Raw genomic sequence first — 20,514 nt, 5'->3', positions numbered from 1 at the left:
TTAGTAATCAGTGGACACATCCATAATACTATGAGAAACCCCTACTCAATCCACAGAGGATCGTCCTCTGTGGATTTCTTAATATAGCATGGTAGCTAATCAGTAATTTACTTACTGCTTAGAGGGAGGATCAATTTTTTTATCTTTGAACATTGGCACACAAAATCACCATACCTGAAATGATCAAAAAGCATAAAGCCATGCTTCGCTATCATTTCTGCATTTCCTACCTAATTCTTGTCATTCTATTGCCATTGTCCACTTTGGCTCAGGTAAGCCCTTATAAAAATTATACTGTTGCAGATGGATTATTATCCAATAAAGTCTTTGCCATTTGTCAGGATTCAACAGGCTATATGTATTTTGCCACAGATAGAGGAATCTCTGTCTTCAATGGCCACAGCTTTAAAAATTTTACCGTAAAGGAAGGCATGCCAACCAATATTTATTATGGCCTCTACAAGGACAAATGGAACAGGGTTTGGGCACAAAGCACCTCTGATCAATTGATTGCTTTTAAAGATGGAGAAATAGAAAAAATTTATAAACTTCCAAAAGTATGTAGACAAGTAAATTTTTTTGAAAATGAATTCGGCATCTACATACAAATTGATTATGGCACATATTTTTTTGAAAATATCTTTATGAAAAAAAATCGTATAATCGATTTATATAAATCTCTTAATAATTTTCCAGAAAATAAAAATTCAATTTTCAACAATAACAAACAAATTATACTCTCAAAAGACAATATTTATTTAAAAGATATTCTAAGCGATTCTTTAACATTATATCCCGATATTAAAGTATCGAAATATTTAAAAACATATCTTAATAAAGGAACTGGATCCTTTTATAATTTTAAAAAAAATATTATTTATCTAAGAGACACAACACATGAAATACTAATTTACAATGAAAAAGATAATAATATTTTGTTGCATACAACTTTAAATAAATTATTAAATAGCTTAGGGCAAATATATACGCCCTATATAAAAAATGATTATTTTTATATTGAAACTTCCAAAGGATATATCCAAATTGACTCGAATATAAATATTACAACCTTTAAATATCCTATAAATAATTATGAAGTAGAGATTACGAGATCTCATATTGATAAAGACAATAACTTATGGATTGGAACTTCCAATGCTGGATGTTATCTAATAACTCCTAGCATGAAATCTATTAAAAACCTACCTAAACTTAACAAAGAGCATGGAAATTATAACATAATAAATGGAAGTGATAATATTATTTTTGTAGGAACATCAAAAGGAAATATTTATTTATATACAAATAACAATTTAAAAAAGATTGCATTTTTGGGAGATTATCCAATTCACACAATTGACATTAAAAAAAAGACTACATTATTAGCAAATGCTTTAAATGTTTACGAATTTAATTACACTTCAAATTCAATTAATAAAGATTACATTTTCAATTTATCAAATTCTCTAAAACCAAATGATCAAATATTTTCAAAGCCGTTTCGTAATGATGGAAATAAATTCATTTTCAGATCAAATGATGAGAAAGTTTTATTTATAGCAAGAGTAAGTGATTTGCTAAAAATTAAACAAAATGATGAAAAGAATTTCAAAACCAAAATCATTTATGATGGAATTGTTGAAAATATCAAACAAACAAAAAGTGGCTTTACCATTATACTGCTTAATAATAAATTATATCAAATTGATAATTTAGATCAAATTCAACCTCTGTTATTAAACAATGAATTAATTTTTAAAACTTATGCAATAGATAATAATGATGATTTGTGGCTTGGCACGGAATATGACGGAATTTGGAAATTCAGTAAGAACTGCTTAGAAAAAGTTTATCCTGAAATAAATAGTTCAATTAATAATATTTTCATAGACAATAAAAATAATAAATACTTCTCAACCAATTCTGGAATTTTTATTGCAAGAGAAAATCAGGATAGAAATTTAATTGAAAAGTTTTCACACCAGGATGGAATATTAAATAAAAATATATTAGGTTTATTTGCAAATAGTGAAAATATTTATGCAATTTCAGATGATTATTTTACGATCATACCAAATTATCCAGAAATAGGCAAATACTTTTTAACTCCAAAGTTGAAAATATTTGCAAACAATGCCATTTTGGACACCACAGTTGTCAATATTGTTAATAACACTTTTTCTTTTATAATGGAAAGTCTAGATTTTTCGAGTCTTGGAGAATCAAAATTTCACTACATGCTTGAAGGATTTGATGAAGAATGGAAAATCACGAAAAATACTGAAATTAATTATGCTTTAACCAAACCAGGTACCTATACTTTTAGATGTAAGCTTGAAAATTACAAAGGTCAGATATCGCCAAATGAATCGACCATGCAAATTATACTGTTACCAAGATGGTACGAGACTTTATTCTTTAGAATTCTGGGTATTATCATTCTGGTTTCTATGTTGACCGGTAGCATACAATTTGTCCTCAAAAGAAAAAAGAAAACCGAAAAAGCAAGGTTAATGGCAGATATACAGATTTCTGATGTCAAGCTGGAATCTTTGCGGGCACAGATGAATCCTCATTTTGTTTTCAATGCCATGGGCTCCATCCAGAATCTGATTCAAAATGACCAAAAAGATTTGGCCGACACTTACCTCAGCAGATTTTCAAGATTGTTGAGGTTATATCTGGAATCCTCAAAAAATGAAGACATTCTGCTAAAAGACGAAATTCAACTGATAACCAAATATCTGGAAATTGAAAAATTGCGATTTAAGGATCGACTAGATTTTAAAATAATGGTTCAACCATCTGAGCTGGACACTTCAACAGTAAAAATCCCTTCCCTCTTATTGCAACCAATTATTGAAAATGCCCTGGGACATGGCTTGTTTCATAAAGAAGGTGGAGGATTAATTTCCATTCTCATCGAAGAAAAAGCAGAAGGGCTAAAAATTATCATTGAAGACGATGGAATCGGAAGAGCTAAGGCCGCGCAAATGAAAACCCAGACCAGCAATTCACATATTTCGAGAGGACTAGAAATGATGAAAGACAGAATAAGTCTGGTCAATAAAAAGGGGAATTATCTGGTTACCCTTGAATATCATGACTTGATTAAAGACAGCATACCTTTAGGTACACGCGTTATATTAAAAATAAAATAATGGAAACAGTAACTGCCATTTTGGTGGATGATGAACAGGATGCTTTGTCGATTCTGGAAGAAAAGATAAAGTCCTTATATCCCAACATTCAAATCCTGGCAAAGGCTCAAAACACGCAGGAAGCTTATGTACAAATACTTTCTCAACAACCGGACTTGGTTTTTATGGACATTTCAATGCCCGGAGAAAGTGGTCTGGAACTTTTAAAAAGAATGCCCAAGCATAATTTTGAATTAATATTTGTAACCAGCCTAGACCAACATGCCATTGATGCGATTCGGTTGTGTGCTGTTGGGTTTATTGTAAAACCTATCAACAACTCAGAACTTGCACATGCCATAAATGCAGCCCTGGAAAAGGTGTATTATAAATTTGAGCACAACCGCATTCAAAATCTGTTGCGTAATTTATCCCTCCCCATTAGTCAGGATCACAACATTGCCATTTCAATGAAAGAAGGTGCACACTTTGTTAGAGTGGGCGACATCATTCGCTGTGAAGGATGGTCCGGCTATACCAAAGTGATCTGTGCAAACGGCAAAGTGCTGATCAGTTCCCAAAATATCGGCGAGTTCAGGAACATGCTTGAAAAATACAATTTTTATGAAGTGCACAAATCTCATGTGATCAATGTGAGACTGATTGAATTTGTTGGCAGAAATGGCGAAGAAGTCAGACTTTACGACGGAACCAGTATTCCAGTTTCCAGACGGGTTAGGGCGAATTTATTAGAAGTTATTTCTAAAAGAAACTCTTAAAAACAAAAAGCAACTTTTTAATTTTTCAATTTAGTCCCTTTTATTCAAACCCTTGTGTTTTGAAATTTAAAAAACTCAATCCTCCCCCAATTTTCCAAGTTTGGTTAACTTCGCCGGAGTATGATGTCTCGTAAAATTGAACAACTTTTAGATAAAAACAAGGCGGCGCTCCTTGGTGGTGGTCAAAATAGAATTGATGCACAGCATCACAAAAAGAAACTGACCGCAAGGGAAAGAATTCAACTGCTTCTTGACCCCGGTAGTTTTGAGGAATTGGGCATGCTGGTGACGCACCGCTGCTCAGATTTTGGGATGGAAAATCAAATCTATTATGGTGATGGCGTAATTACCGGATATGGTGCCGTAGAAAACCGATTGGTGTACGTTTATGCGCAAGATTTTACTGTTTTTGGTGGTTCTTTATCTGAAACCCATGCAGAGAAAATATGTAAGATCATGGATCTGGCTTTACGCAATGGTGCGCCGGTGATTGGATTAAATGATTCCGGTGGGGCTCGTATCCAGGAAGGGGTAAGATCGCTTGGCGGATATGCTGATATTTTCTACCGAAATGTGCGGACGTCCGGTGTTATTCCCCAAATATCTGCTATTATGGGTCCCTGTGCGGGAGGAGCCGTTTATTCTCCGGCCATGACGGATTTCATCATCATGGTGGAACACACTTCCTATATGTTTGTAACCGGTCCGAATGTGGTCAAAACCGTGACCAATGAGGAGGTAAGTTCCGAAGAACTTGGAGGCGCACATACCCATGCTTCGAAATCAGGTGTAACCCAACTTACGGCCGAAAATGATGTCGAATGTATTCTGAAAATCAGACGTCTGCTCGGATACCTTCCTCAAAACTGTGAAGAAAAACCCATAGCACTCTCCTACACACCCGGCAGCGAAGTCCTGGAAAACATGAGTGATCTGATTCCCAACAATGCCAACCAACCCTACGAGATAAAAGAAATTATTGTAAAAATTGTCGATCCGGAATCCTTCTTCGAAATTCATGAGGATTTTGCACAAAACATCGTTGTAGGTTTTGCACGGTTGGCTGGTAAATCCATCGGTATTGTTGCCAATCAACCGATGGTACTGGCAGGTTGTCTGGATGTGAATGCCTCGAAAAAAGCAGCCCGTTTTGTCCGGTTTTGTGATTGTTTCAATATTCCATTGCTCGTGCTGGAAGATGTTCCCGGATTTTTACCAGGGACAGATCAGGAATGGAACGGAATTATCAGCAACGGTGCCAAATTATTGTATGCATTCAGTGAAGCAACTGTTCCAAGAATCACCCTGATCACCAGGAAGGCTTATGGTGGAGCATACGATGTGATGAACTCCAAACACATTGGCGCAGACTTTAACTTTGCCTGGCCTTCTGCAGAAATTGCTGTCATGGGCGCTAAAGGAGCCAGTGAAATCATATTTAAAAAAGAAATAGACCTATCCTCTGATCCTGAGGCAACCATTCTTGAGAAAGAAATGGAATATGCCGAAAAATTTGCAAATCCTTACACGGCTGCTTCACGAGGATTTATTGATGAGGTCATTCTTCCTGAAGACAGCCGGAGAAAATTGATAAGGGCTTTTGCATCTCTGGAAAATAAAGTAGATAAACTTCCCAGAAAAAAACATGGAAATATTCCATTATGATGATTTTTTCTTCCTGACTTTATTGAAGGTACTTTGATACTAATTCTTGGTGTTTTTTCGAATTCCAATCAAGCTATGAAAAAAAACTAACCAGGAATAACCTGTCGAAAAATTGCATCTGCAACTCTAATGCCATCCATGGCTGCCGACAATATTCCACCGGCGAAACCGGCACCTTCTCCACCAGGGTACAAACCTTTGATTTGTGGATGCATGCAATTCTCTTTGTTTCTTGGTATGCGCACCGGCGCACTTGTTCGAGATTCGCTACCTACTACTACAGCTTCGTCACTGATGTATTGCGGCATTTTTTTTCCAAACTGAAGGAGCCCTGTTTTTAGTCGATGGTAAACATCTTTGGCAAATAATTGATCCACTCGTGCATTTAAAATTCCCGGAATGTAACTGGTATCCGGGAGACTATGACTTCTTCTACCCATTAAAAAATCCTGCAATCTTTGTGCCGGAGCTTTTTGTGTTCCATCTCCTGCTTCAAAAAAATCTTGCTCTATTCCCTGTTGAAAATACATACCCTGCAAAGGACCATGTACGGAAAATAAATTAAAATCTTTTTGATCCACAGAAGTAACCATTCCGCTGTTGGCGAAAGGAGAATCTCTTCTGGAAAGAGACATCCCGTTCACTACAATTTCTCCCGGTGAGGTAGCTGCCGGAATGATCAACCCACCCGGACACATGCAAAAAGAAAAAACGCCTTTATCACCTACCTGACAAGCCAAACTATAACTGGACGCCGGAAGTGTATCAGGCCTTGTTACACAATGATATTGTATCTCATCAATTAATGCCTGATGGTGTTCTATCCGAAATCCCACAGCAAATGGTTTCACTTCGATAAAAATATTTTTCTCGTGTAAAATTTTGTAAATATCTCTGGCGGAATGTCCCGTAGCTAAAATAATGCGATCGCATGGCACAAGCTCTTCCCCCAACTTCAGACCAGTAACTTTATTTTCTTTAATTAAAATATCCGTGAGTCTGGAATTGAATCTTACTTCTCCCCCATGCGATTCAATTGTATTTCTAATTGCTGAAATTATATCCGGCAATTTGTTGGAGCCTATGTGTGGATGCACATCCACCAATATCTCCTCACTTGCACCATGTGCAACCAGTAATTGCAGCACGTAATTAATGTCTCCTCTTTTTGTAGCTCTGGTATATAGTTTGCCGTCAGAATAGGTACCTGCGCCACCTTCACCAAAACAATAATTGGAATCTTCGTTAACGATGCCAAACTGCTGAATCGCTTTCAGATCGCGCCTTCTTTCCCGTACATCCTTGCCTCGTTCAATAATAATTGGTTTAATGCCATGCCGGATAAGCTGCAATGCGGCAAAATAACCACAAGGACCGGCCCCAACTATATATACTTCATCGGAGGTTTTCAGATCATGAAAATCATCCAACACATTTGATTTTTCAACCAATTCTCCTGGTTCATAAATTTCTGCTTTTAGAATATATTCAACATTTTTTTGTCGGGCATCAATATTTCGTCGGATGATCCGGTAATTGAAATCCTCTTCCAGATGCTTTGCGCTGGCCTTTTTTATGGCGTCACGAACAGCAGTTACATCCCGTATTCTGGAATGGTGAATGGAAAAATCTACCGTAAAGGACATAGTTATAAAATGGCCCTTCTGATTTTTACCAATTTATCCAAAAGGGATTCCATTTGATCTAAGGGCAACATGTTGGCACCATCTGATTTTGCTTGTGAAGGTCTCGGATGGGTTTCAATAAACAAGCCATCGGCACCAACTGCGATTGCAGCTTTAGCGATCGTTGGAATCAGATCAGGGCGCCCTCCCGTAACGCCGGAGAGTTGATTGGGTTGCTGAAGAGAGTGTGTACAATCCATGATAACAGGAACTCCGAATGCTTGCATAGTTGGTAATCCACGGTAATCGACAATGAGATCGTGATAACCGAAAGTGGTTCCACGATCTGTCAGCCAAACTGCATCATTACCACTTTGTCTCACTTTATCGACGGCATGTTGCATGGCTTCAGGGCTCATAAATTGTCCTTTTTTTACATTCACCACTTTACCTGTTTTAGCTGCTGCAACCAGTAAGGAAGTTTGTCGGCAAAGGAAGGCAGGAATTTGCAGTATATCTACATAATGTGCTGCCAGTTCCGCTTCTTCATCCGTATGAATGTCAGTGGTGACCGGAACGTCGTAATGACTTCCTATCGTTTTTAAAATTTCCAATCCGGTTAAATCGCCTGCCCCGGTGAATGAGTCTATCCGCGACCGGTTTGCTTTGCGATAAGAAGCCTTGAATACGTATGGTATTTCATAAGCATTACTTAACTGAATCATTCGTTCTGCTATTTCCGCGCACAGATCTTTTGATTCTACAACACAAGGGCCTGCAATTAAAAAAAATTGCTCAGAATCTTTATATGCAATTTTATCAAGTGAGTTCCAGTTCATCATCAATTTTAGTATTTCAGTATCCAGGAATCCGGATTAAAAGATTTTTTTAATTCAGCCAGGGTTTTGTTCAGGTCTTTTGAAAAACAATCAAATTGAATCCCTACTCTATTGAATTCTCCGTAAGGCTCTCTGTAAACCTTGTAATTTTTCTTTTTAACCAGTTTGCTTAGTCGATCTGCATTGGCTTTAACCTTAAAGGATCCAACAATGATCACACATTGCTTGCCTTTAATTTTACCATCCAGTTCTGCAAGGTTATGATCCATTATTTGTTCTTCATGGGAAAATTCATCTGAATTTTTTGGTACATTTTTTTCGTCGGGTGTTTTTGTGGTAGGTTGGGTTGGTGTATCTACCGGCAATGCACTTATTTTGGAAATACTATCCTGAAACTTTTGTTGCAATGCAAGGCTTTCTCTTTGGCTCTCCAAAGATTTTTTAATTAGGTCTTCCTCGACTGCTTTTACAGGTTTCTGTTGATTATTCTTGCGCGCAGGACACATCAAAAGAAAAAGGAAAATAATCCAAAGAATGCCCAGAAGGTAATATAGCCATTTGAAATGATTGCGATCATTTTGTGGCAAGGGTTTTACGGGTACTGGAACCTCAGGTGCTGCTTGAAACTGATGTACCAGTGGCGTAAGCATTTTTGCTTCCATGCCAAAAAAACGATCGTGCAAATTTATCTGAGCAGGAACAAAATTGATCGTACCTTTTGAATTCTGACTTAAGATGCCATAAGGTTCAAAAACGACTTGTTGGTTTTTCTTTAACTCAGTGACCAAACCAAAACTGAGTTTACCTAAACTTTCCTCCAATGCTTCCATAGAGTAATCGGATTCAGCGCTTAAGTTTTCGAGCATTTGCTCACCATCTAAATTTTGATCCGGTAAAAAGTCAACTGTCAGTCTGGAAGGATGAATGACTCCTTTCTGGTGGTCGAGGTAGGCTTTTTCTAAGTGTCCTTCAAAACGACCAATACCCGGGACGCCGATCCATTTGTACCGGTTCAAATGCCACAACAGCAAATAATTAATCTCAGGTTTCGAAGACAAAGTCCAGAATATTTAGCCTCTTACAGCAAAAAATGATCCCAAATTTACAGCAAGGACTAAGGAAAGTAAAATTAATGCAGAACAATTAATTAATCCACTACTATAGAATGTGTAACATATTAAATAATAATATAATATTATTAAAATTTATGTACAAATCCACAAAAGTTCAAGAGTGAAATACGAATTTGCATTACTCCCCTTTCTTTTTTCTCTTGATTTTAAACAAATCCACCACTTCTTTTTCGGTCATGAACTCATATTCTGTAAAGCTGGTGCTGACAAATCTTTTTACATCCTGATACTCCCTGCTTCTCTTGTCCTGGTAAAAAGCCAAGAGCTTTTGGATGTATTTCATACTCATTCCTTCGACATCCTGATTGAATGCAGAATTGTCAAAAATATTCATGTAGGTTGCAAAAGTCTTACTGATTTCAAAGAATGAAAGGTATTCTGGTTCTGTAAGATTTTCAACCACATTGCCAAATTGTTGGAGTATAGCCAATCTCAGACATTCATTATTGATGGACATTCCTTCGTATTGAGCATAAAATGCATTAACCGCATCTATTGCATCTTCATGGACAAATCCTTTGGTGTGAATGGTTTCCAACAATTTGTAAAATTTGACCAAATCATCATTCTTACTTTTATCCAGAAGTTCATAAAACTTACTGTCTGCTTTAAGTCCAAACTTTGTTCCCTCCTTGTAACTCTTTTTGAGAAATGCGAAATATTGGTTGGCAAATTGTGGATTAATTGTTCTTACCTCATTTATGGCAGATGCTAGATATTGGTTTTCCTTATCCCCAAGATTTATGAAATTAGCCACAATTGCAAGCAATTCAAGGAATTCAGATTCTTTATAAAACTCCTTTTTTGAAACCAATTCATGAATTTCTTTAATGTAATTTTCGTGCTTGGATTTAAAGTTAAGCCTGCTCCAAAGGAAATTCTTCAGAGATTCGAACTCCACTTTCAGTTCTCCAACAGATTGCGGAAAAACGCAGGTAAGGAAGTTGTAATGCGCAAATTGCTTTTTGTATCTCAGGTAAAAGTTGTGTCTTTCTTGTGTATCTCTGAATCTATCCAATTTCATGCTTTGCAGAAATGCCTTTACCTTTTTATTTTCAATTCTATCGAGGAGTGAGGCAATCCAGATATCGCTACTTAATGAAAACCCCAATTGGACGGTTTGTCCAATTCTTTGTTTGATGACATCAAAATTGGTTGAGTTCGCTATTGCTACCAAAACTTCCTTAAAATGCTCCTGGGGACGGCTGTATTTTATTTCCTCATTTATTTCACCTCTCAGAACACTATAACCTAAGATTCTCGGTAAAAACAAGCCTTCAAAAAAAGGATTCAATAACACTTTTTCCAATTCAAGAATTTGTAAGGGATGATCATCCGCTACTTCCTGATATATTTCTGCAACCAAGGGTTCATATGCTTCCTGGAGGGTCTTGTACAACTCGGGAGTTTCTTCTTCAAGATAAGCTGCTAGTTCATCTGAACTCTGAATCACTTCAGCTACAGCCTGTAATCTTTCTTTGTAATCCATTTCTAATTCCTGCATGGCAATTTCATTTGAAGGTTTAATAACAAGACCCGGAAGGTTTTACCACCTCCCAGGTCTAAATATATTCTTAATATTTATGTCTTTTTAGAATATTATTCCTTAATGTTTAAGATATTCAGTAAATAATCACACAAATACCGTAAACGAAAGAATATTATTCTTCAGCTTTAGCTTCTTCGTTATTTTCTGCGGCAGCATCCCCCGCAGCTGAGTCAGATGCTTCGATGGTAGATTCCTCTGAAACAGGCTCGGAAGCTTCTTCCACTACTTCAACCACCTTTGCAGCCTTTGCTTTGGTAACCGCAGTCATGGATTTATGCATGTTCTCGATTTCAGATTTTCTGGTTTCGACTTTCAGGTTAATCAAGCCTTCCTTCTTTTCAATCCAGTCATTATAAAGCTGGTCTGCTTTCTCTTGATCAAAAGCGCCTTTAGCTACCCCTTTGGACAGGTGCTTCCGATACATTACCCCTTTATAACGCAGAATTGCCTTTACAGTATCTGTAGGTTCCGCACCTTTCATCAACCAATCAAAAGCCTTGTCTCTATCGATGTCGATAGTGGCAGGAACTGAAATCGGATTGTAGGATCCAATTCTTTCAATAAATTTTCCATCTCTAGGAGATCGGGAATTTGCTACCACGATGTGGTAAAAAGGAGCTTTTTTACGCCCTTTACGCTGTAATCTGATTTTTACGGCCATTTGTTAGATTTTTTAAATGTTAGACCATTACCCATTCACCCGGATTAACCGGCCATATGGGCTTTAGCGGCTGCAAAGGTAAAACTTTAATCCCATTCTTGCTAAAAAGTTCTAAATAAAATTTCAAGAATCTGATTTTCAACAACTTAAACCAAGGAACAACAATTGTTTTTACTAAAAATCTATCCTTAATCTTAGATTTATTCTTCTGGATGTCAAATAATTAGGAATGGCAAACTGGTAATTATAAATGGATTTAATCCATCGAACTGAGGCCTCATTCCTTACTTTCAACAAATTAAAAACCTCCACACTTACCCAGGTTTTTTTTGAAAATCTCAAAAAATGATTTGGACGCTGATTTCTCCTTGACTCATCCCAGAGTAATGCAGAAAAGCCAATATCTACCCTATGGTAGGGTTTAAATCTGTAAGCGTTTCGGTATATCTCGTTCTCTTCCCGGAATCCATAAGGAAGCCCACTAGCCACTGTGGTCTGCATGTGCATTTTAAAATTCTTATTTTTTGGCAGATAATCCTGAAAAAACAAGCTGAGTGCAAACAACTGATCCGTTGGCCGAGGCACATCTTTTATTTCCTTTGGAATATTTGGATCGTCGGATTGCCTAAGATGCTGAATGCCATCGAGACTTTCTCTGGTTCTTAAAAAAGACAGATTGACCCATGACTCGGCTCCCGGCACAAACTCTCCATTGATTCTATTGTCCCATCCGATTGCATAAGCCTGGGCATCATTCAGACCAGAATACCGTATTCGGACATTATCCAGGTCATAACTCACTACATCCCATAGTTTCTTATAATAAATTTCAGATATCCATCTGAATCTTGACGTACTCATTTTAGGCCATAAAAAATCCATCTTAAATCCACCTATCAGATGAAAAGATTTTTGTGCCTTCAGGTCTTTATTTATAAACCCATCCAGGTCTCTCATTTCTCTATAAAAAGAAACCTGCGGATACAAACCTGTGGAAAACCAATATCTAATATTTTGTTGAGATCCAATAGGTACAAACTCTACTTTCAATCTCGGGCTAAGGAGGAATTCATCATTGAGTTGGTTGTAATGTGCTCTCAGTCCGGGCGTAATGTGAAGATGTGTTTTCGAAGAATATGCCCATTGCAAAACATCCTGAATCCAGAATGCATACTTCTGATTGTTGAATTGATTATTTGCACGTACCGATCTATCCAAAATAATAGAATCTCCATGCAAAGGAATAGAATACCCCGCAGAATCAATGCGTTCCCATTCTTTCAACTGGTCATCAAATGTCTCAAATCTTACAGAGCTTCCGTATTGTATAAAATGTGCATTCCCACTGGACAAATTATTCATCTGGTAACCACCTCGCAACTCATGAAGATGTACCATATTGTTCAGATAATTTCTGCCGTTCAGATGCTGCGTTCCTTCACCCCATAATTTAACTTCTCTTCCGTCCTGATCCTTTTCATCGTTTTCAATTTCAACCAAACGGTAATATCCTAAAACATCGAATTGCTCAGCTTCTTCTCCCTGGTAAAAAGAAGAAATCCATTTAAAGTAATATGGATTTTTCACCCTCTTTGGAAAATAAAGCAGACTGATTCCGGTCATGGATTGATTAAAATAACTTTCCTCTTTCCCTTCGTAATAGGTGTTCAATCGCAGAACAAAAAAGAAAGAACCCTTTGCCTGAGAACTTGATTCAGGGATCAAACTAAATCGCGCCCTGTTGATGTTTCCTATCCACGACAATTGCCAGGAAGGATTAAAATCATAACTTAGATGAGATTGCACATCTACAAAGTCAGGTTGGTATTCCCCTTTGATATCCTGTGAATTTAATAAATATTGATTTGTTTTATAACGAGCGCCAATGAGGTATCTAAGTTTCTTCGCATTGGTTTTTTTGGCATTAAAAGCTGCACCTTCCAGATGTGCGGAAAAACCCAAAAGGCTTGCAGAAAAACTGTATTTTAGTGAATCCGGAATCTTGTATTTAATATCTAATACAGAGGATTGCTTATCTCCGTACCTGGCTTCAAATCCACCAGAAGAAAAACTTAATTCTCTGATCAAATCAGGATTTGGAAAAGACAATCCTTCTTGTTGTCCATTTCTGATGAGTTGCGGTCTGAATATTTCAAAATCATTCACGTAGACCAGATTTTCATCATAGCTTCCACCTCTTACACTGTATTGACTGGATAATTCTCCACCGGCGCTTGCTCTAACACCAAGACCAATACTTGGTAAAATATTTTCAAACTGACCGGAAGCAGTTGGTAAAAATTCAAATGAACTACCTTTCTCACGAATGGTACCTGCATCTTCAGATTTTCGATCCTTGATCAAGACCTCCTGATTTTCTATCCATTTTAAATTAAAATCTAAAGTAATGCGCCCTTCACCTTTCCAATCTTTTAACTGTGTTTCCTGGCTAATGTACCCTACTCTGCTTACTTTAATGATGCATTTTTTCAGAGCTGGAACTTTTAATTCAAATTTTCCATTGCCGTCTGTTTCCGTAAAATATGGATATTCAGGCACAAACACGGTTGCAAATTCAAGACCAAGACCGGAATGTTCATCCCGAATTACGCCACTGATAATTCCCTGCCCAAAAATTAAAGTATTTGTGGAAAGCACATAAAAAAGAAACAAAAGAACCTTGCGTGGAAGTACTGGCATGTTCTGTTGAACGAATAAAATCACATTAAATTTTCTACGCCGATACACTTCAATTGTTCGATGGCCTTGCGCGGTGATTCGGCAGAAAATACGGCATTTCCAGCTACTAAAACATTGGCGCCTGCCTGAAGTATTTTTTCTGCATTCTGTAGCCCTACCCCGCCATCCACTTCAATATCGATATCCAGATTTCTCGAAATAATCTCTTCTCTTAATGCCTTGATTTTTTCTAAGGAACGGTAAATAAATTTTTGTCCACCAAAACCGGGATTCACAGACATGACAATAACCAAATCCAATTCCTCCAACACATCAAACAACAAATGGACTGGTGTGTGGGGATTGATGGCAACGCCTGCTTTAGCCCCTGTATTTCTGATCTCCTGCAAAGTTCTGTGCAAATGCGTACAAGCTTCATAATGTACGGTGATCTGATCCGCTCCGGCATCTCTGAAAGAACGAATATACTTTTCCGGTTCACGGATCATAAGATGAACATCCAAAACCTTTGTACAAACTTTTTTTATGGCTGAAATGACAGGAAGTCCAAAGGAAATGTTGGGCACAAAGGATCCATCCATAACATCAAGATGCAGCCAATCTGCTTCACTGTTGTTAATCATTTCAATTTCTTCTCCTATTCGGAGAAAGTCGCAGGAAAGTAAAGAAGGAGAGATGAGATGTGAAGGCATATGCTGATTTAAAGCACAAAGATAGTCCTTATATATATGCCTGCAAAAGAACCTCAACTTAAAAAGCAAAAGAAATCCATTGGTCTGGTGTACAAAATATAATTTTTCTACAAAGTATATCTGGAAGTGAATCTGCTTCGTTATTGATCTTACATTCGTTTTGGATAATTTTTTAAACCATATTTACCGGTAGGAAATAATGTTGAAGAAAATATTTGTGTTAACCATTTTTTTGTTGTTGGTGTCTGTTCATGGGCTGGTTGCTCAAAAGTATGTGACCAGTCTTGGTGCGAGACTTGGTGAAGAAACGGGTTTAAGTCTTCAACAAAGAATAGCTAAAGAATGGAGCATTGAAGGGATACTACTCAGCAGTTGGCGTAACAAAGACCTCGGACTGAAAGTTCTTGCAGAGAAACATCATCCCATACTTGGTCGCAGATTAAACATGTATTATGGTGGTGGTATTCACTGGAATTATTTAAATGATTCGGCAAAAATTTATCCATCCGGCCTCTCCGGAATTGTGGGATTAGAATTAAGTATAAGCAGATTAAACATATCCTGGGACTTTTTACCTTCTTTTAATATATGGTATGGGGATGGGGATTTTACACCAAGCACTGCCGTCAGTCTGCGTTATATTTTGATCAAAGAAAAAAAGAAAAAGAAACATTGGAGACCTTTTAAAAAACGAAATTGATTTTGAAATCTTACCTTAGAAACTCGTCCATCCTTAATTTTTCATTCAACCATTGCAGATGAATTGAAATTTCATTTGCTATTTATTCATGCTGCCTTTGTAATAATAACTTTATATTTGCAACAAATCCAATCCTTTGAATTGTAGGTATTTGTTTTTATTACCTCTTTTCACTATCTGCAGAACCCTAATTGCCCAATGTCCTGAAATTACTCAGACAACGGTCACCCCAGCGTGTGCTCCATCTTGTGAAATGTGCGAAGGAGAAGCCTTTACCATTAATTTAAGAGGCGTTGATTTGCCTAACGGTGGAAAAATTGAATATTATTTTAATGATGTACCTGATTTCAATCCATACAATGGGCAAGGAACAAAATTTGGATCTGCGAACATCACTACACCCGGAGGAAATTGCAGAATATGTCCTGAGTTGATAGGATTTATGATAGATGCTTGTGGCACAGAACAGCTGAATGAATTTATCGTCATTTGGACAGGATCAGGTTTTAATACAAGCAATCTTATATTTGATTTTGATGCAAACAATAATGTTGGAGCAGGGAATGGTGATATTGGAACATCCTGTGGTATTGCAAGTGGCAATGCTGGATTAGTTGGTGGATGTATGGCCACTTCAGTTGGCGCAGGATTTAATTTACCCGCCAATGCCATTTGGGTAGTCTTCACCAGTGCTGGTGCCAATTACGCCTATGATTTTTCTGCTGTATGTGGACTAGGTTTGAAAGTGTATGTGAGTTCAAGTGCCTGCTCAAGATCTATAGGTGGCTTTTCAAATTTTACTTCAACAGGAATTCGGACACAAACATTTTCGGTCAATGGTTGTGCTTGTGGAAATACTATTATGTATGACACAGATGATCCGGCGTTGATGGGTAATGGAGATGCCTGGGCCGGAGGCATTACAAATGGAGGCTGCGCTGCTTCGGTAAGTGGTGCCGGGAATTATGTGCCTGCAATCAGTGTGATAGATCCATTCACCTATGTAATTCCAAAAACCTGGTGTGATAAAACTTATGAAATAGTAGGGATAATAAATCCCAAACCAGATCCCATGTGCTGCATGGAAGAATTCACGGAGCGATTTGAGATTACGGTTAAATGTCCAAAAGCAAAACCTGCTGGCTTGGAAGCTTGTGAGATTGGAAATGGCATAGCAACTTTTAATTTAGAAAATGCAGATATGGAAGTCCTTGATGGAAATCCTGGCACTGTAGAATACTTCAAAGATGCTGCTGGATCTATTCCTATCACATCGCCCTATAATTCTTCCACAGGTACGATTTATGCCCGTGTTGTGGATGGCAGATGCAAGTCTTCTCCGGTTGCCATCAAACTGACTGTGGTGCAAATGCCCTTTGCTCGATCTGCCTCGGATACTTTATGTGAAGAACTTTTTGGCATTGCAACTTTTCCTTTAATTGATTTGATCAACATTATCAGAGGACCCAATCCGGGATCTAAAGTTACATTCTATGAAGACCCCACCTTAGCTTCGCAAATATTTCCTCCTTTCGCCACAAGCACGACAACCATTTATGCAGTTACTTCAAATGGAGATTGTGAATCTAATCCAGTTCCTGTAAACTTAATTGTCAGACCTTCTCCTGTGTCACGAAAATCAAGTGACACCATATGTGACCTTGGTGATGGAACGGGAATTTTTGATTTGGAAAAATTGGCTAGTAAAGTTACAGGTGGCGTCAAAGCAGACAGTGTTGTTTATTTTGAAGACAGTCTGGCTTCTATTTCCATTAAGAGTCCATATCGCTCTTCCACAAAAACCATTTACGCAGTTGTATTTGAAAAAGGATGTAGGTCTATTCCGGTACAAATCAAACTGGTGGTATTGAAATTTAATGCCATACCTTTAATACTGGACAAGATTTGCGATGATGGCAATGGCAATGCAGAATTTGATCTGGAAAATATTAAACGAATATTACAGAATGGTGACACCACCATTAAAATTGAATTTTATTCGGACAGTCTGGCTCAAAAAATAATTCAGCCTCCTGTATGGATTTCAAATACAGATACTATATATGCTTTTGCCAGTAAAGAAAATTGCAGTTCAAATCTGGTGACCATTATACTTGAAGCTATATCCAGACCAAAAGCCAATGCTGCTGAAATGGAAAAGTGTGCAGATGCAAGTGGGCGGGCTATTTTTGACTTGAATGAAATTAAAAATTTGGTAAATGGAGGGAATGGATTATTTGTAGGTTTTGCAGAAGATAGTTTATTAAAAAAATTGGTTAGCTCACCTTATACATCGTCCAATGACACCCTCTATGGCTTTACTTTGGATGGCAACTGTTTTTCAAAGCCCGTTCAAATTATACTTAAAGCAAATCCTACACCAGAGTTTTTTCCTCAAAAGGATACCACAGTTTGTGGAAATTTTGTGCTCCCTGAAATCAAAGGCAAAAATCTTACCGTTAATGTTGTTTATTCTACCGGACCAGGAGGAAGTGGTATCCTTTACCATGCAAAGGACACAATTTATCAGTCTGGAAAAGTATACTTGTTTGATGTAAATTCCGGTTGCATTGCTGAAGATAGTTTTAATGTTTTGCTTTCCACTCCGGTTAATGCAGGACCCAATTACAATGGATCGGTGTGTCAAGGAAATACTATAGATCTTAATACCTTGTTGAATGGTGCCGACCAGGGAGGCTATTTTGTTGACCCTGGAAACAGCAATACATTGACAGGTTCGACATTTAATTCATCCAACCAAAGTGGTAAAACATTTAATTTTACATATATCTTAAATGCAAAAGGAGCATGCCCCGGTGATAGTTCAGAAATAGTTGTAGAAGTGGTCGAATCCCTTTCCGCGGGCTTGGATTCCAGTGTTACCATCTGTGATAATGAATGGCTTGATTTGGATAGTCTCAGACGCAATTTTAATGCAGGAGGCATTTGGATAGATACTTCCTCAACAGGTGCGTTAATGAATACCATTTGGAATGCCTCTAAATCCGGCCCTGGAAAATTTCAAATTCTATATGAGACCGGGGATGGAAAAATTTGTCCAAAAGACAATGCTGCTTTCACCATAAATATTAAATCAGGGATTGATATAGACCCAGTGACTGAATTGATCGATTGTTCCTATTATGTGCTCCCGGATATCCGTGGCAAAAACATTCCTTCCGATGCAGCTTACTATACCGGACCAAATGGGACAGGGCAAAAATTTAATTCCGGAGATACGATCCGGACTTCAACAAATCTTTATGCATATGCCACAAATCCGGATTATTGCACGGATCAAAAGCCGGTGGTTGTTTCTATTGAACCATTGGCGGAAACGAATTATATTTTAAGAGATCTATGTGCAGAAGACTCTTTAGTGATTGGTGGCAATATATATAACATCAACCGGCCAAAAGGCAGGGAGCTTTTAAAATCAAGTCAGCAAACAAATTGCGATTCTATAGTCAATATTGATCTTTACTTCCAGGCAGTGATAAACTCAAAACTCAAGCTAGATCTATGCGAGGGAGATTTTATTTTGGTTAACAATTCCCGTTATGATCAATTTAATGCAAAAGGAAGAGAGGTATTTAATTCCGGATCTTTTAATGGTTGTGACAGCATTGTAGACATTGAACTTCAATATTACCCAAAACCCCAGGCAGATAATTACATTGATGTTTGCCCTGGCACAAGCTTATCTGTCAACGGCAGCATCTATGATGCAAAAAGACCAGAAGGTACCGACACCTTAAGGGCTGCTTCACAGAATGGATGTGATAGTTTGGTTCACACGCGATTAAATTTCTACAAAGAAGCTGCATTTGTATTTAAGCGCAACTTATGCAAAGGGGATTTTATCTTGATTAACGGCGTTAGATTTGATGACAAAAATTCATTGCTGAAAGACACTTTGCAAAATGCCTCTTTTACAGGTTGCGACAGTCTTGTTGACATTCGAATCAGTTTTTACCCAGAGGCAACTTATGATTTAAAAAAGACACTATGTAATAATGAATCCATAACCATTAATGGAAGAATCTACAATTCATCCAATCCTAAAGGTGTAGAACTTATTAAGGCCGGAGGACAATACGGATGTGACTCTATTGTAAACGTTGACCTCAGCTTCCAATCAGAAGTAAAAGAAATCATTCGGACAGATTTGTGCCAGGGAGATACCCTAACCATTGGCAACAAGAGATATTACGAAAATAATCTGACCAGTTTGGACACGATATTCGGAGGTGCAGGTGGCGGATGTGACAGCATAGTGGATGTGCAGGTAATGCTAATCCGCACGCCAATTGGCAGGCTGGATACTTCCCTCTGTAAAGGTGAAACTGTTGTGATCAATGGCGCCATTTATGATGAAAGTCATCCAAGTGGTTTTGAGAGAATAAAATTAACAGGAGGAACAGGATGTGATTCTATTGTAGAAATTAATCTTGATTATGTCGAATTAAAGGTTAATTATACCCGGGTTTACCAAATCGGAGCAGGGGAGCAAATAAATCTTCAGGTGATTCCAGAGTTTACGCCATCACTAATACAATGGCTACCTTCTAACAGTTTAACTTGTTCAGATTGTTTAAATCCAATCGCCTCTCCCACAGCTGATACTGATTATACCCTAATTTTGACAGACGAAAACGGTTGTCAAATTAGTCTGATTATTTCTGTAAAAGTGGTAGATGACACAGACATTTTTGTGCCCACTGGATTTTCTCCAAATGGTGATCAGGTTAACGATAGATTTAAAATTTTTAGCAGAAATCCGAATTTGACGATTGAAAAATTAAACATTTTCGATCGGTGGGGGGAATTGATTTATGAAGAAACCAATGTCTCGATAGCCTCTCAAAATGGCTGGGACGGCACATTTAAGGGCCTTGCACTTAATCCGGGGACATTTGTATTTTACTTAAGAATCAAAGAGACCGGCCGCAGCTTATATGGTGACATTAACCTTGTCAGATAACTAGTTAAAACCTTGTGTCGACATTTTAAAGATCGAATTCTGCCAAC

Annotated in this window: 12 protein-coding genes; 5 read left to right on the top strand and 7 right to left on the bottom strand. The window is 37.6% G+C overall.

Annotation, left to right across the window (positions count from 1 at the left end; genetic code table 11):
• Positions 1 to 200 precede the first annotated feature (200 nt).
• From IPJ83_09795 to IPJ83_09785, 3 genes are all read left to right on the top strand, one after another.
• Positions 201 to 3,161, top strand: a complete 2,961-nt coding sequence (locus IPJ83_09795) for a histidine kinase (GenBank protein ID MBK7880830.1) — start codon at positions 201 to 203, stop codon at positions 3,159 to 3,161.
• Positions 3,161 to 3,919 (top strand): response regulator transcription factor, encoded by a 759-nt coding sequence (locus tag IPJ83_09790; protein ID MBK7880829.1) that lies wholly within the window; start codon positions 3,161 to 3,163, stop codon positions 3,917 to 3,919. The genes IPJ83_09795 and IPJ83_09790 overlap by 1 nt, the downstream gene beginning before the upstream one ends.
• Positions 3,920 to 4,042: 123 nt before the next feature.
• Positions 4,043 to 5,584 carry an acyl-CoA carboxylase subunit beta gene (locus IPJ83_09785; GenBank protein ID MBK7880828.1) on the top strand — a complete coding sequence of 514 codons (1,542 nt, stop codon included), beginning with the start codon at positions 4,043 to 4,045 and terminating at the stop codon, positions 5,582 to 5,584.
• Between the two features lie 86 nt (positions 5,585 to 5,670).
• Here IPJ83_09785 and IPJ83_09780 read toward each other — a convergent pair whose 3' ends face one another.
• The 7 genes from IPJ83_09780 to IPJ83_09750 form a co-directional block, all read right to left on the bottom strand.
• Positions 5,671 to 7,230 carry an FAD-dependent oxidoreductase gene (locus IPJ83_09780; protein ID MBK7880827.1) on the bottom strand — a complete coding sequence of 520 codons (1,560 nt, stop codon included), beginning with the start codon at positions 7,228 to 7,230 and terminating at the stop codon, positions 5,671 to 5,673.
• Positions 7,231 to 7,232: 2 nt separating this feature from the next.
• A complete protein-coding gene (gene kdsA, locus IPJ83_09775) occupies positions 7,233 to 8,051 on the bottom strand; it encodes a 3-deoxy-8-phosphooctulonate synthase (GenBank protein ID MBK7880826.1) in 819 nt (272 codons plus the stop codon).
• A 5-nt stretch (positions 8,052 to 8,056) separates the two neighbouring features.
• On the bottom strand, positions 8,057 to 9,106 hold the full coding sequence (locus tag IPJ83_09770) for a hypothetical protein (protein MBK7880825.1): 1,050 nt from the start codon (positions 9,104 to 9,106) through the stop codon (positions 8,057 to 8,059).
• Between the two features lie 193 nt (positions 9,107 to 9,299).
• Positions 9,300 to 10,685 (bottom strand): hypothetical protein, encoded by a 1,386-nt coding sequence (locus IPJ83_09765; GenBank protein ID MBK7880824.1) that lies wholly within the window; start codon positions 10,683 to 10,685, stop codon positions 9,300 to 9,302.
• Between the two features lie 157 nt (positions 10,686 to 10,842).
• Positions 10,843 to 11,391, bottom strand: a complete 549-nt coding sequence (gene rpsP / locus IPJ83_09760; GenBank protein MBK7880823.1) for a 30S ribosomal protein S16 — start codon at positions 11,389 to 11,391, stop codon at positions 10,843 to 10,845.
• A gap of 174 nt (positions 11,392 to 11,565) precedes the next feature.
• Positions 11,566 to 14,091, bottom strand: coding sequence for a TonB-dependent receptor (locus tag IPJ83_09755; protein ID MBK7880822.1), 2,526 nt, complete (start codon positions 14,089 to 14,091; stop codon positions 11,566 to 11,568).
• A 20-nt stretch (positions 14,092 to 14,111) separates the two neighbouring features.
• Positions 14,112 to 14,783 (bottom strand): ribulose-phosphate 3-epimerase, encoded by a 672-nt coding sequence (locus tag IPJ83_09750; protein ID MBK7880821.1) that lies wholly within the window; start codon positions 14,781 to 14,783, stop codon positions 14,112 to 14,114.
• A gap of 199 nt (positions 14,784 to 14,982) precedes the next feature.
• On the opposite strand from IPJ83_09750, the gene IPJ83_09745 reads away from it, so the two are divergent.
• The gene (locus IPJ83_09745) at positions 14,983 to 15,483 is read left to right on the top strand and encodes a hypothetical protein (GenBank protein MBK7880820.1); all 501 of its coding nucleotides are present in this window, start codon (positions 14,983 to 14,985) and stop codon (positions 15,481 to 15,483) included.
• A gap of 136 nt (positions 15,484 to 15,619) precedes the next feature.
• A complete protein-coding gene (locus IPJ83_09740; GenBank protein MBK7880819.1) occupies positions 15,620 to 20,467 on the top strand; it encodes a gliding motility-associated C-terminal domain-containing protein in 4,848 nt (1,615 codons plus the stop codon).
• Positions 20,468 to 20,514 lie beyond the last annotated feature (47 nt).

Origin of the sequence: Candidatus Vicinibacter proximus (assembly GCA_016713905.1) — a bacterium.
In the GTDB taxonomy this organism is placed as follows: domain Bacteria; phylum Bacteroidota; class Bacteroidia; order Chitinophagales; family Saprospiraceae; genus Vicinibacter; species Vicinibacter proximus.
Note: the sequence above shows the minus strand (reverse complement) of the source record. Positions and strands in the feature narration are given on the sequence as shown.

Excerpts from the sequence above, each read along its gene's own strand:
- IPJ83_09795 (MBK7880830.1), top strand. The coding sequence starts at position 201 with ATGCTTCGCTATCATTTCTGCATTTCCTACCTAATTCTTGTCATTCTA.
- IPJ83_09790 (MBK7880829.1), top strand. The coding sequence starts at position 3,161 with ATGGAAACAGTAACTGCCATTTTGGTGGATGATGAACAGGATGCTTTG.
- IPJ83_09785 (MBK7880828.1), top strand. The coding sequence starts at position 4,043 with ATGTCTCGTAAAATTGAACAACTTTTAGATAAAAACAAGGCGGCGCTC.
- IPJ83_09780 (MBK7880827.1), bottom strand. The coding sequence starts at position 7,230 with ATGTCCTTTACGGTAGATTTTTCCATTCACCATTCCAGAATACGGGAT.
- kdsA (MBK7880826.1), bottom strand. The coding sequence starts at position 8,051 with ATGATGAACTGGAACTCACTTGATAAAATTGCATATAAAGATTCTGAG.
- IPJ83_09765 (MBK7880824.1), bottom strand. The coding sequence starts at position 10,685 with ATGCAGGAATTAGAAATGGATTACAAAGAAAGATTACAGGCTGTAGCT.
- rpsP (MBK7880823.1), bottom strand. The coding sequence starts at position 11,391 with ATGGCCGTAAAAATCAGATTACAGCGTAAAGGGCGTAAAAAAGCTCCT.
- IPJ83_09755 (MBK7880822.1), bottom strand. The coding sequence starts at position 14,091 with ATGCCAGTACTTCCACGCAAGGTTCTTTTGTTTCTTTTTTATGTGCTT.
- IPJ83_09750 (MBK7880821.1), bottom strand. The coding sequence starts at position 14,783 with ATGCCTTCACATCTCATCTCTCCTTCTTTACTTTCCTGCGACTTTCTC.
- IPJ83_09745 (MBK7880820.1), top strand. The coding sequence starts at position 14,983 with ATGTTGAAGAAAATATTTGTGTTAACCATTTTTTTGTTGTTGGTGTCT.